This is a genomic window from Rhizobium sp. BR 362, assembly GCF_036528765.1.
GTDB lineage: Bacteria > Pseudomonadota > Alphaproteobacteria > Rhizobiales > Rhizobiaceae > Rhizobium.
On sequence record NZ_JARWGH010000011.1, the window covers coordinates 16,486 to 28,787 of the forward strand.

General features: G+C 58.4%; 10 protein-coding genes. 6 read left to right on the forward strand and 4 right to left on the reverse strand.

Going from position 1 to position 12,302, the window contains the following annotated elements:
* Window positions 1-23: 23 nt before the first annotated feature.
* The 3 genes from QDY28_RS16205 to QDY28_RS16215 form a co-directional block, all read right to left on the reverse strand.
* Entirely contained in the window at window positions 24-1,502 is a 1,479-nt protein-coding gene (locus QDY28_RS16205; RefSeq protein ID WP_331382702.1) for a sugar ABC transporter ATP-binding protein, read from the reverse strand.
* A gap of 22 nt (window positions 1,503-1,524) precedes the next feature.
* A complete protein-coding gene (locus QDY28_RS16210) occupies window positions 1,525-2,454 on the reverse strand; it encodes a sugar ABC transporter substrate-binding protein (RefSeq protein WP_331382703.1) in 930 nt (309 codons plus the stop codon).
* Between the two features lie 115 nt (window positions 2,455-2,569).
* Entirely contained in the window at window positions 2,570-3,550 is a 981-nt protein-coding gene (locus QDY28_RS16215; protein ID WP_331382704.1) for an ABC transporter permease, read from the reverse strand.
* A gap of 224 nt (window positions 3,551-3,774) precedes the next feature.
* On the opposite strand from QDY28_RS16215, the gene QDY28_RS16220 reads away from it, so the two are divergent.
* The 4 genes from QDY28_RS16220 (at window position 3,775) to QDY28_RS16235 (ending at window position 8,063) form a co-directional block, all read left to right on the forward strand.
* The gene (locus QDY28_RS16220) at window positions 3,775-4,584 is read left to right on the forward strand and encodes a transketolase (RefSeq protein ID WP_331382705.1); all 810 of its coding nucleotides are present in this window, start codon (window positions 3,775-3,777) and stop codon (window positions 4,582-4,584) included.
* The gene (locus QDY28_RS16225; protein ID WP_331382706.1) at window positions 4,584-5,540 is read left to right on the forward strand and encodes a transketolase family protein; all 957 of its coding nucleotides are present in this window, start codon (window positions 4,584-4,586) and stop codon (window positions 5,538-5,540) included. Before QDY28_RS16220 ends, QDY28_RS16225 begins: the two co-directional genes overlap by 1 nt.
* 72 nt (window positions 5,541-5,612) lie before the next feature.
* Complete coding sequence (locus QDY28_RS16230) at window positions 5,613-7,082, forward strand: FGGY family carbohydrate kinase (protein WP_331382707.1); 1,470 nt, start codon at window positions 5,613-5,615, stop codon at window positions 7,080-7,082.
* 21 nt (window positions 7,083-7,103) lie between these two features.
* A complete protein-coding gene (locus QDY28_RS16235) occupies window positions 7,104-8,063 on the forward strand; it encodes a sugar-binding transcriptional regulator (protein ID WP_331382708.1) in 960 nt (319 codons plus the stop codon).
* Window positions 8,064-8,092: 29 nt separating this feature from the next.
* Here QDY28_RS16235 and QDY28_RS16240 read toward each other — a convergent pair whose 3' ends face one another.
* Window positions 8,093-10,219 carry a bifunctional diguanylate cyclase/phosphodiesterase gene (locus QDY28_RS16240; protein ID WP_331382709.1) on the reverse strand — a complete coding sequence of 709 codons (2,127 nt, stop codon included), beginning with the start codon at window positions 10,217-10,219 and terminating at the stop codon, window positions 8,093-8,095.
* A gap of 347 nt (window positions 10,220-10,566) precedes the next feature.
* On the opposite strand from QDY28_RS16240, the gene QDY28_RS16245 reads away from it, so the two are divergent.
* The gene (locus QDY28_RS16245; protein WP_331382710.1) at window positions 10,567-11,262 is read left to right on the forward strand and encodes a GntR family transcriptional regulator; all 696 of its coding nucleotides are present in this window, start codon (window positions 10,567-10,569) and stop codon (window positions 11,260-11,262) included.
* A 433-nt stretch (window positions 11,263-11,695) separates the two neighbouring features.
* Complete coding sequence (locus tag QDY28_RS16250) at window positions 11,696-12,298, forward strand: amino acid synthesis family protein (protein WP_331382711.1); 603 nt, start codon at window positions 11,696-11,698, stop codon at window positions 12,296-12,298.
* Window positions 12,299-12,302: the final 4 nt, after the last annotated feature.

Below are 12,302 nucleotides of genomic sequence, written 5' to 3' on the forward strand. Positions count from 1 at the left end.
GCTCTTCCTTTCTTGATGTCATTTTAGATTGTAGCCAATTCCATAACGGAGACGTCGTTCGCCTGATCACGCTCCAGGATTCCGGCCTGTTTTCCCTGCGCAAGGACCAGGATGCGGTTCGATACGCCGAGAACCTCTTCCAGATCGGAGCTGACCACGATGACGGCCACGCCCCTGTTCGCGAGGCCGACAATGATGTCGTAAATGCCGGCACGGGCGCCGACATCGATGCCTCGGGTCGGTTCATCGAGCACCACCACTTTGGGATCGCGCATCAGCCATTTTGCAATGACGATCTTTTGCTGGTTGCCGCCCGAAAGGTCGGAGGCAAGTTGATCGCCACGGCCCTTGATGCCGAACGTGGAAATGGCCCTCTTTGCGAAATCTCGCTTCATGGCGGACGTAATCCACCGGCCTCCGAACCGATCGAGGTTTGGGTAAACGAGGTTTTCAGCAATCCGATGATTGACGACCAGTCCCTGCAGTTTGCGGTCTTCCGGCACCATAACGATGCCTCTCGCGACGGCGTCGGCCGGGCTGCGTAGTTTCAGCGGCTCGCCATTGAGATGCACCGCGCCGGACTTTATCGGATCTGCTCCGGAGATGGCGCGCACCAGTTCGGTTCGCCCGGCGCCGACAAGACCGGCGATACCCAGAATTTCTCCAGCCCTGACCTCAAAACTGATGTCGCGGAAGGAATCGTCCGCAGAGGTCAAACCTTTGACCTGCAGCACCGGATGATCCTGCGGCACCGGCAATGTCGGGAACATCCTGTCGAGCGACCGGCCGACCATGCTTTCAACGATCGTGCGCACGGGGGTCGAGCTGTCGGCAAATTCCTGCACGCGCTCGCCGTCGCGAAGAACGACGATGCGATCGGTGATCTGTTTGATCTCTTCCATCCGGTGCGAGATATAGATGATCCCGACGCCTTCGGAACGCAGTTTTCGGACCTGCTCGAAGAGCGCTTCGGTTTCCGCGCCGCCAAGTGCGGCCGTCGGTTCGTCGAGGATCAGCAGCTTCGCGTCCAGTGCCAGGGCCTTGGCAATTTCAATAAGCTGCTGGTTGGCGGTCGACAGTCCCGCCACCTTGCGCGTTGCGGGAATATGCAGGTTCAGGCGCGAGAGCTGCTCCTGTGCGCGCTGGACCATTTGCGCCCGGTCGACGACGCCATTCTTCATCGGCCAGCGGCCGATGAAGACGTTTTCGGCGATCGTCAGCTCGGGAAGCAATTGTAGCTCCTGATGGATCAGGACTACGCCCTTGTCGATCGCCTCTCGTGGATTGGCAGGGGCATAAGGCTGCCCCTGCCATGTCATGGAGCCTTCCGAAGGCGTGCGCGATCCGGCGATGATGCCCGACAGGGTCGATTTGCCCGCACCGTTTTCGCCGAGCAAGGCGACGACCTCGCCTGGGAAGACATCGAGACTGACGTTCTTGAGGACTTCCAGAGGGCCGTAGCGCTTGGAAATACCCTTCAGTGTGAGCACCGGATCAGTCATCGCACCGCTCCTTTGATTGTGCTTACGGATGGTTGGCGATAAAGCCGGCCACATTGTCCTTGGTAGTCAAGGTCGCATCCATAAGCTGGACCGGCGGCACTTTTTCGCCGGCGACAATCTTTACAGCATTGGCAACGGCATCACGGCCCATTTTCTGGGTTTGCTGCGTCGCGGTCACGTCGAAGACGCCGTTCTTTAATGCTTCGAGCGCTGCGGTGTCACCATCGAAGCCGCCGAGCGCAATCTTCTGCGAGGGATTTGCGACCTTGATGGCCTGTGCAGCGCCGAGAGCGAGTGCGTCAGCCTGCGCGAAGACGATCGAAACGTCCGGATTGGCTTGAAGCATGTTCTGCATGATCTGGAAGCCTTCATCCTGGCTCCAGATGTTCGACCACTGCTCGGCAACGATCTTCACGCCCGGGTTTGCCTTGACGGCGTCCATGCAGCCCTTAGTGCGATCGACTTCCGGCGTCGTGCCCTTCTGGCCATGGATGATCACCATGTTGCCCTTACCGCCGGCCTTCTCGATGATGTACTTGCAGACGGCGTTTGCCGATGCAACCGAATCCGTAGCGAGGAAGGTATCGCCGGGCGCGCCGTCGGCATTGCGGTCGACGTTGATGACTGGCACATTCGACTGGTGAGCGAGCTTTACCGGAATGGTCGCGGCGGCGGCGCCGGCGGGAATGTAGATGAGCGCGTCGATGTTCTGCGTGAGAAGATCCTGGACCTGATTGACCTGGGTCGGACCGTCGCCCTTCGCGTCCACGGTGATGACTTCGATACCGCGGGTTTTGGCTTCCGCTTCGACGGCTTGCTTGATCTGGTTGAAGAAGTTTGCCTGAAGGTTGGCGACGGCAAGGCCGAGTTTCTTGACTTCCTTGGCCTGAACCGACCCCAGCGAAAGTGCGAGTATGGCCGCCGTGGTGACGAGAGTGCGGGAAAGTTTCATGAGTTCCTCCTTTGGTTTCAATCCGCCCTTGGAAACGTCCTCCGCCCTCGGGCTTTCATAATCCCCGCCCGTGCGACGGAAGGGGAAATTCTGGCTGCGGCCTTGGCGGCCTGTCTTATGCCTTCCGCCGGCGCAACGTCTCAGCGCCGACCGCAAGAACGATGACGACACCGATGATCACTTGCTGCAGGAATGGGGAGACGTTGAGCAGGTTGAGGCCGTTGCGCAAAACGCCGATGATGAGCACGCCGATCAGCGTTCCGCCGATGCCGCCGGCGCCGCCCGACAGAGACGTTCCTCCGATGACCACGGCGGCAATGGTGTCGAGCTCATAACCAAAGCCGCTTGAGGGCTGGACGGCATCCAGGCGAGCAGCAAGCACGATTCCGGCAACGCCCGCCAAGATGGCGCATACGACATAGACGCCGATCGTGACCACCGGCACATTGATGCCGGCGAGGCGGGCGACCTCCGGGTTGCCGCCGATCGCATAGAGCATGCGCCCTTCGGAACGATATTTGAGAAAGAGCCAGGAGACGATGACGATCGCCAGCATCAGGAAAACCGTCGCGGTCAAGACGCCGAAGTGACGGTCGATCGCCAGCATCGTGAACCAGTCCGGAAAGCCGACGATCTGCTGGCCGTCGGTAATCATATTGGCAATGCCGCGGGCGACCGACATCATCGCAAGAGTGGCAATGAAGGCGGGCACACGAAAACTCGTCACCATCAAGCCGACAATCAGGCCGGCGAGCGCTGACGCCAGGAGCGCCAGCGGGATAGCGACGGCCATCGGCAAGCCGGCCACATTCGCAACCCAGCCCATGACCATCATTGAGAGCGCCAGAACGGAGCCGACTGAGAGATCGATGCCGCCGATCAGGATGACGAAAGTCATGCCCACGGACATGACGCCGAGCACGGTGATCTGATCGAGGATGTTGAGTGCGTTGCGCACCGAAAGAAACCGGTCCGTCGCAACGCTCAGGAAAACGCAGAGTATCAGCAAGCCGATCAGTGGGCCCGTGGCCCCGCTGAGCCATGCAAGTGAGGTTCGCGGCTGCTGGGTTTGTTCGTTGACGCCCAATGCTGACATGGCTCCTCCATCCTTATGCTTGCCGCAGGTGATTTTCCTTCAAGCATGCATAATTATGCATTCATGTTGGAAAATTCATTATCAACTCATATTTAAGCTGTCAAGCGCGGAAATTGGCGTATAGACTTCCATCCGTGCGGTAACCAGGTAATAAATGGACTTGACTGAGTGGCCATTTGTGCAAAAATATTGGCGATTGAATATTTATGCAAAGAGGGAGCATCATGCAAGTGAAGGAACTTGAGCGCGTCGCGCGCCAGATACGCCTGCGCGACCTGCAAGCGGTCTATGACGCGGGTGCGGGACATATTGGCGGTGAGATGTCGGCGATCGACATCCTGACGGCTCTCTATTTTCGCGTTCTGAAGGTCTATCCCCCTGAACCGAGGCGGCCCGATCGTGACCGGTTCATTCTGTCGAAGGGCCACACTGCCTGTGCGCTTTACGTTACCCTGGCAAAACGCGGGTTTATTCCGGAGGAGGAGATCTCGACATTTCTGCAGCCGCATTCACGGCTCAACGGCCATCCCAACTGCAACAAGGTGCCGGGTGTCGAAACCAACACCGGTCCCTTGGGGCACGGACTGCCTGTTGCCGTCGGGGTTGCGAAGGCTGGCAAGCTGACCGGCGCTGGGTACCACACCTACGTCATGACGGGCGACGGCGAGATGCAAGAGGGATCCAACTGGGAGGCCATAATGGCCGCATCGCAGTTCAATCTGGACAATCTGACCCTGATCATCGACCACAATCGTTTCCAGCAGGGCGCGGCGCTCGCCGATACCAACAATGTCGCCCCGTTACGGCCGAAACTCGAAGCATTCGGCTGGGAGGTCAGCGAAATCAACGGCAACGAAATGGCGCAAATCGTTCCCGCGCTGGAGCATCGCAGCACGCGTCCGCATTGCATCGTCGCCCACACGAACAAGGGGCATGGCATCTCCTTCATGCAGGACCGGGTGGAGTGGCATCACAAGGTGCCCAACAGGGAACAATACGAACAAGCTGTCGCAGAACTGGCGGAGGCACTCTAATGGACGCGCCTAACTCAAACACCAATCTTTACGACTGCCGTGATGCTTTCGCTGCGACCCTGGAGACGCTGGCGGCCAGCGAGCAGACGATCATTGCCGTCTGCAACGATTCCGTTGGCTCGTCCAAGCTCGGCGGTTTCAAATCCAAATATCCGGAACGGCTGGTCAATGTCGGCATTGCCGAACAAAATTTGGTCGGCGTCGGAGCGGGGCTGGCAAACGGCGGACAGATCCCGTTCGTCTGCGGGGCCGCATGCTTCCTGACGGGCCGTGCTCTGGAGCAGATCAAGGCCGACATTTCCTACTCGAATGCGAACGTCAAACTGATCGGCATTTCCTCTGGCATGGCATATGGCGAACTCGGCCCGACGCACCATTCCATCGAGGATTTCGCCTGGACGCGTGTCCTGCCGAATCTTCCGGTCATCGCACCGTGCGATCGCATTGAAACGGCCGCTGCCGTGAAATGGGCGGCAAGCTATGCCGGCCCTTGCTTCCTGCGGCTGTCGCGCGTCGGTGTTCCAGACCTGCTGCCAGAAGATCACACGTTCGAGCTCGGCAAAGCCAATGTGCTGCGCGAGGGAGGGGATGTGACCCTGATTGCCAACGGCACGCTCACGCATCGCATCGTCAAGGCGGCGGAAATACTCGCAAGCCAAGGGATCGACGCCCGTGTTCTCAACATGGCAACCGTGCGGCCGATCGATGAGGAGGCTATTATTGCCGCCGCAAGAGAAACCGGCGCTATCGTGACAGCCGAGGAGCATTCGATCTATGGCGGCCTCGGCTCCGCCGTCGCCGAAGTGGTCGTCGATAACGCGCCTGTTCCGATGAAACGTCTGGGCGTCCCCGGTATTTTTGCTCCGACGGGCTCGGCGGAATTCCTTCTGGATGAATTCGGAATGGCGCCAGACGCCATTGCCCAGGCGGCATTGGCACTTCTCAAGCGGAAGTGAGCTGACGACGACAGCGCGCTTGCCCGGGGCATTGTGCTGAATGCCCCGGTTCATTCTTGGAGGAAAGATTTCATGCAAGCCATCCTGGCAATCGATCAGGGCACCACGAATTCTAAAGCCATTTTGGTATCGGAAAAGGGCGAGCTGATTTCTCGTGGCGCCGCGCCCGTCGGAATCAGCTATCCGCAACCAGGCTGGGTCGAACAGGATCCAAATCGCATCTGGCGATCGGTATGCGAGGCGGTTCGTGCCTGCATTGAAGCTGCGCCCGCAAAGCTTACGATCGAAGCGGTTGCGATTTCCAACCAGCGGGAATCGGTAACGATATGGGACGGCGATACGGGCGAGGCGCTCGGCCCCGTCGTGAGCTGGCAGTGCCGTCGCACGGCCGCCGATTGCGAAAGATTGATCGGGCTTGGGCATTCGCATTGGGTCGAGGAGACCACCGGCCTGCGGATCGATCCGATGTTTCCCGGCCCGAAGATGAAATGGCTGCTGGATCGCGCGCCCGCCGGGCGCACTGTGCGGATCGGCACCGTCGATAGCTGGCTTGTTCACTGCCTGACAGGCGGCAGGAAGCATGTCTGCGATGCATCGAATGCAGCGCGCAGCCAACTCTTCGATCTAAAAGCCCAGCGTTGGAGCGAGGAGCTTTGTGCCTTGTTCGGCGTGGACAAAGAGTTGCTTCCAGAAGTTCTCGATAGCGCGGGGCAATTCGGAACGACTGCGGGTCTTCCGGCGGTGCCGGATGGAACACCTATTTGCGCCGCCATCGGCGACAGCCATGCCGCTCTCTTCGGGCATGGGGCCCATAAGGCGGGGGACGGCAAGGTGACATTCGGCACGGGTTCGTCGGTCATGACGACATTGCCTCGTTTTATCGCACCACAACATGGGATAACGACGACTGTTGCCTGGCGCATTGCCGGAATTTCGACCTTCGCTTTCGAGGGCAACATTCTCGTCTCAGCGGCAAGCCTGCCATGGATGGCGGACATCCTCGGCCTTTCCGATGTGAGTGCACTTGTCGATCTGGCGGCAATGGCCGAACCGGGCGGCCCAGGCTTCGTTCCCGCCTTTGTCGGTCTCGGCGCCCCCCATTGGAATTCGGATGCCCGCGCGCTGTTTTCCCAAATCAACTTCAGCACCACGCGGGCGCAATTGGCGAGGGCCGTTACCGATTCGATCGCGCTTCAGGTGCATGATGTTTTCCGCGCGATGCAGAAGCAGAACGGGGGGAACATCGGCTCCCTTTATGTGGACGGAGGACCCAGTCAGAACAGGTTCCTCATGCAGTGTGTTGCTGATCTTTTGGGGCATGCCGTCATCCAATGCGCAGCACCGGAGGCCTCCGCGCTGGGTGCAGCCTATCTTGCTGGTCTGTCGTTGGGCATGTGGGCGGATCTTGACGCTATCGGCCGGCTGCCGCGGCAGAGCACCATCATCAAGCCTCAGGCAAATGACAACGCGGAAAAGTTTAAAACGTGGAATGATGCGATTGCACGCTCGACGTTCGAACCGCCGCCCGTTATTGGTGAATAAAAATTCACCAATGGAACAAGCATGGGACGGATCAATGAGCTTCGCCTGATTTCTCGTGTAGCGCAGATGTATCACATCGAGCGCAAGCGGCAGGCTGATATTGCCCAGCACCTGAGATTGTCGCAGGCGACCGTCTCTCGAATGCTGAAGCGGGCGGAAGCCGAAGACATCGTGCGGACCACCGTGATCCCGCCTGTCGGGACCTACACCGAACTCGAAGCCGCACTCCGCGAACGTTTCAATCTTCCGGAAGCGATCGTCGTGGAATGTTCCGAAGACCGTGAAGGCGCCATCATGGCGCGGATTGGCGAAGCAGCCGCTCACCTTCTCGAAGTCACCCTTTCCGAGGGCGAAATTATCGGGGTTTCAAGCTGGAGCCAGACGATTTTCAAGATGGTGGAGAATATCCATCCGCAAAAAAGCGCTCGGGCAAAATATATCGTCCAGACGCTCGGTGGAATGGGCGACCCCTCCGTTCAGACCCATGCGACTCAGCTAACGACAAGGCTGGCCCGCTTGACCGGCGCCGAACCTAAACTCCTGCCTGTCCAAGGGGTGACAAGTTCGCGCGAAGCCAAGCTGCTCATGATGGCTGATCCGTTCGTGCGGGAAACCATCGAGCTTTTCGGCGCGATCAGCGTCGCAATCGTCGGCATTGGCGCGGTCGAACCGTCCGAGCTTCTGGCCCGCTCCGGCAATATCTTCTCGTCGCGCGAATTGGCGGACCTCGCCGATGCAGGAGCGGTTGGCGATATATCCCTGCGTTTCTTCGACGGCAAAGGCAAACCGGTCAAAACGCCGCTTGACGAGAGGGTGATCGGTATCTCGCTCGATGAGCTTGCCAAAGTCGATCGAGTGATTGCGCTTGCGGGCGGCGAAAAGAAGACCGCGGCAATCGGGGGCGCACTGCGTATCGGGGTGATTGACACTTTGGTCACCGACAAATTTACCGCCCAGCGGCTGATTGACCAGCCGGCATAGCCCCGCTCAATCAGCTAGATGGCTGCAACTCAGGCGGCTGAACCGGCTTGACGGAGCTTCTCGCCGATCTCGCCGGACGACATCGGCTTGCCGACCAGATAGCCTTGCAACTGGTCGCAACCGGAGGCTCGCAATATCTCAGCCTGACGAGAGTTCTCGATCCCCTCGGCAGTTACCGGAATTTCAAGGGCCGTTGCCAAGGCGACCGTGGCACGCAGAATATCGATCCCGTTGGCATTTTCTTCGAGGCCCAATACCAGGGATCGGTCGATCTTCATGCGATCGAACCCGAACTGCCGCAACGCACCGATACTGGCATAGCCGCAGCCAAAATCATCGAGCGCGAATTTGATGCCGATGCGCCGAAGCAGGTCTATCGAGCGGCGTGCCTGATCAGGATTGGTCATCAGGACGCCCTCGGTTATTTCCAGCGTCAGGCGCCCAGGATCGAAACCGGATTCTTCAAGAACTGCCATGACTTGCGCGGCAAAGTCCGGATTGCAGAGCTGGACGGGCGAGACATTGACCGAAAGCGCCAGGGTCGGCCAGTTCTTCGCATGGTGAATCGACGTCCGCAGCATATGCACGCCCAATGCGTCGATAAGACCTGACTTTTCGGCAAGCGGAATAAAGACTTCCGGGCTGATACTGCCGATTGCGCTCCGCCAGCGCGCGAGTGCCTCAAGACCAATGATGGCACCCGTCGAGGCCGATACGAGAGGCTGGAAAACCGGTTCGATCGCGCCGTTGTTGATGGCATTTCTGAGCTCGCCTTCCAGTTCGGCGATGCGTTGGCGCTCGCGATCCAGCTCGAGATCATAGGTGACGGCCTGTCCCTTGCCATTTTCTTTGGCGCGGTAAAGAGCCATATCGGCTCTGCGAAGAAGCTCCAGTGGCGCGATATTGCCGATGCGACATGCTACGCCGATGCTGGTCCCCACTTCGATCGTTCGCCCGCCAATTTTAAAGGGATTGAGAAAAAGCTTGAGAATAGAGTCTTCTATGTCTCGATGCGGAGAGGATCCGAACTGCACCAATGCGAACTCGTCGCCGCCCAGTCTTGCCAAGGCATGGATTTCCGGATGACAGTTCTGCAGAGCTTTTGCGACGATTCGGATCAGTTCGTCTCCGACAGCATGTCCCCACGCATCGTTGACGGCTTTAAAGCCATCGAGATCGATCATGTAGAGCGATGCCGGGGAACTGGCGCTGTCCAGTTGATCCAGCACGCCAAGAATGCCGTGTCTGTTGAGCAGGCCGCTCAAACTGTCATGGTTTGCTTCAAATCTCGCCGCTTCGGCTAAACGATGGAGACGCCTGGCCTCCGACGCGCCCGCAAGCAAGACGGCTGCCAGGAAGAGAACGAGGATGGCAGCCGCCGCCGCCACATAGGGGTAGACCTTATCGAAAATGGCTTCCCCCGGAGCTTTGCTTGGCCAAACCAGATAGCCAATCACCGCACCATCCATGTCCTTAATCGGGGAATTCAGCTTATCCGGTTCGGGTGCTTCCTGGAGGCGCAGGCCGTCGAGTTCATGTTCATCCGACAGCGCATCGACGACTTCCGGGGTCAATTCCTTGAAAAAGGTCAAGACACTGAGCTTCGGAAGCTCGCTCGTTGTGTTGAAGGGCTGGATTGCCTGTGATGCCACAAGCAGGATTCCCGCCTCCGTCTTGAAGAAATTGAGCAAAGGCGCCGACTGCGGATTGGCGGCCGCTTCAATTTGGCGATCGAAAAACTTTCCAAAATAGTCGCGCGGCTGAAACAGGTTGCCCTTGAGATAGGCGGATACCGCACCACCATCGGGCCCGATTACGACGGCCCCATCATAGAGTGTATAATCGGCACTGGTCTTGCCCCAATTTTCATAGGCCCAATCAGCAGCGGCAGGTGTGCCGACGGCCTTATAGGCATCATCCCAGACGGCATTGTCCTTAGTTGTGGCCTCGAGCTTGGCCATGAACGAGGCGATCGCAGCATGTGCGGCGCGGTCTGCCCGCGCATCGTCGATTTCGTTTGCTGATCGGGTCATTGTCGTAACCACATGCGCCACGAGGCCGGTCAACACCAACGCGACGGCGAGGAAGCACACCGTTATCGCGATTACGGAAGAGGTTTGAGCACGAAAATGGCGGGGCGTGGAATTGGCAGACATAAGGATACGCAAACTGAAATTGACGGATCATGCCTTTGGGGGACGGCAGGAGACATCATGTCCGCTATGCGCTGCGTCGTTGTTTTAATGCCTGAGGTGATAAACCATTATTAACGTGCCAGCCCGGCTTTGCTTTCGCGGCGAATCATGCGCGAATCGGCTACGTGCGGCGCAATTTGCTCGGTCCACCTGGCTTGATCGAAATGCGGCCGCTGGCAGTCTGACGGATCGACATTGGTTGAATTGCCAATGGCTGATAGTGTGTGGTACGCCATAATACGATTCTATGAAATCGACATCGAACGGAAGTCGAGCTTGCGAAACACGTCCAATGCTGAGGTGCAAGAATGAGCGGTGCCCTAAAGGACGCGGCGATCAGAGTTGAGCGTCCCGCAAAGACGCTGCGGGAGCTCGCGCTCGACAAGGTTCGCGAAGCCATCGTGAACGGGTATTTTCGCCCGGGCGATAGACTCGTCGAACGCGACATGTGTGCTCAGCTCGGCGTGAGCCGGACGATCGTGCGCGAAGTTCTGCGGCATCTGGAATCGGAAGGGCTGGTTGCCAATCTGCCAAACAAGGGCCCGATCGTCGCCCAGCTCGATCTCGACGAGGCCAAGCAGATCTACGAGATCCGCGGTGTGCTCGAGGGTATGGCGGCGCGATTGTGCGCTCAGCGCAGAAGTCCGGAGATCGTCGCGGCGCTGGAAACCTCGCTGCAGGGAATCCGCGACAGCTACCGCGACAAGGACATGCCGGGCGTGCTCGCGCACACATCTTCCTTCTATCAAACACTGTTCACAATGGTCGACAGACATGTCGCCTGGGGCGTCGTCAACCTTCTCACGGTCCGAATAAACCATTTGCGCTCGATGACGATCAAGACGAAGAACCGCGACATCGAAGGTCCTCGCCAAATGGCAAAGATCGTGGATGCGATCCGCAATGGCGACGGCGAGGGCGCGTACAAGGCTGCCATGGACCATGTTGCTGCCGCGAGCGCCATTGCGGAAGCGGTTCTGTCCGCAAAGGAATCCGCCGAATAGAGCGGTGAATGCTCCCGGCACATAACCGGAGCGACTGAAAACCTTTCGATCTGCTTCGGCGCGCGAGTTTTCCTCGCGGGCGCATTAGCGACTCCGGAAAAGACGGCGAGCGATATTGCAAGCTTGACACTTAACTTTGCTCAATGTGATGGTATGCCATATTAAATAATAAGGTGGAGCATCGTATGAAGTGCATTGCTGTGCGTCGCAACATCTACCAGCATCAAGGATATTCGAGCAAAAAATGCTAGCGCCGGTCTGACGCCCGCGTTTGGAACGAATACGTCGGGCACCCGTCGGGACGCCGGCAATGCTTTTGTTTTTACGTCATTATTTCAGATCTTTCCTCGAATTTTCGTAGCAGGAAGGAATCGGCTTGACACTTTCATATTATGGCATACCATAATATATAACGTCAAAACTGAGGTGTTCGATGACCATTCAAATTCGCAAGACGGGGCTGCAGATCGAGACGACGCTGATTGAGGGCGGCAAGGCGGCACAGGTTCCGCTGAAGCTGTTTACCGCCTACGCCGTCGTGAAGAATCCCTGGGCGGGACGCGGTTTCGTCGAAGACCTGAAGCCCGAAATTCACGCGGCCGCTCCGATCCTTGGCGAGTTGCTGACCAAGATGATCATCGAGGCCGTCGGCTCTGGTGACGCGGTCGAAGCATACGGGAAATCCGCAGTGGTTGGTCTGGATGGCGAGATCGAGCATGCCTCGGCGCTGATTCACACGCTCCGCTTCGGCAATCATTATCGCCAAGCGGTCGGCGCAAAGTCCTACCTCGCCTTCTGCAACACGCGCGGTCCCGCCAATGCACCGATCATGATCCCGCTGATGGACAAAAACGATGAAGGGCGCCGCTCGCATTACCTGACGATCCAGACCGCAATCCCGGATGCACCGGCAGCCGACGAAATTGTCATCGCGCTTGGCGCGTCCGTCGGTGGACGTCCGCATCATCGTATTGGTGACCGCTACCAGGATCTCAAGGACCTGGGCCAAGACGTCGCCAATCCCGCCGGCGTTTGAAAAG

Excerpts from the sequence above, each read along its gene's own strand:
- QDY28_RS16205 (WP_331382702.1), bottom strand. The coding sequence starts at position 1,502 with ATGACTGATCCGGTGCTCACACTGAAGGGTATTTCCAAGCGCTACGGC.
- QDY28_RS16220 (WP_331382705.1), top strand. The coding sequence starts at position 3,775 with ATGCAAGTGAAGGAACTTGAGCGCGTCGCGCGCCAGATACGCCTGCGC.
- QDY28_RS16215 (WP_331382704.1), bottom strand. The coding sequence starts at position 3,550 with ATGTCAGCATTGGGCGTCAACGAACAAACCCAGCAGCCGCGAACCTCA.
- QDY28_RS16245 (WP_331382710.1), top strand. The coding sequence starts at position 10,567 with ATGAGCGGTGCCCTAAAGGACGCGGCGATCAGAGTTGAGCGTCCCGCA.
- QDY28_RS16225 (WP_331382706.1), top strand. The coding sequence starts at position 4,584 with ATGGACGCGCCTAACTCAAACACCAATCTTTACGACTGCCGTGATGCT.
- QDY28_RS16250 (WP_331382711.1), top strand. The coding sequence starts at position 11,696 with ATGACCATTCAAATTCGCAAGACGGGGCTGCAGATCGAGACGACGCTG.
- QDY28_RS16210 (WP_331382703.1), bottom strand. The coding sequence starts at position 2,454 with ATGAAACTTTCCCGCACTCTCGTCACCACGGCGGCCATACTCGCACTT.
- QDY28_RS16230 (WP_331382707.1), top strand. The coding sequence starts at position 5,613 with ATGCAAGCCATCCTGGCAATCGATCAGGGCACCACGAATTCTAAAGCC.
- QDY28_RS16235 (WP_331382708.1), top strand. The coding sequence starts at position 7,104 with ATGGGACGGATCAATGAGCTTCGCCTGATTTCTCGTGTAGCGCAGATG.
- QDY28_RS16240 (WP_331382709.1), bottom strand. The coding sequence starts at position 10,219 with ATGTCTGCCAATTCCACGCCCCGCCATTTTCGTGCTCAAACCTCTTCC.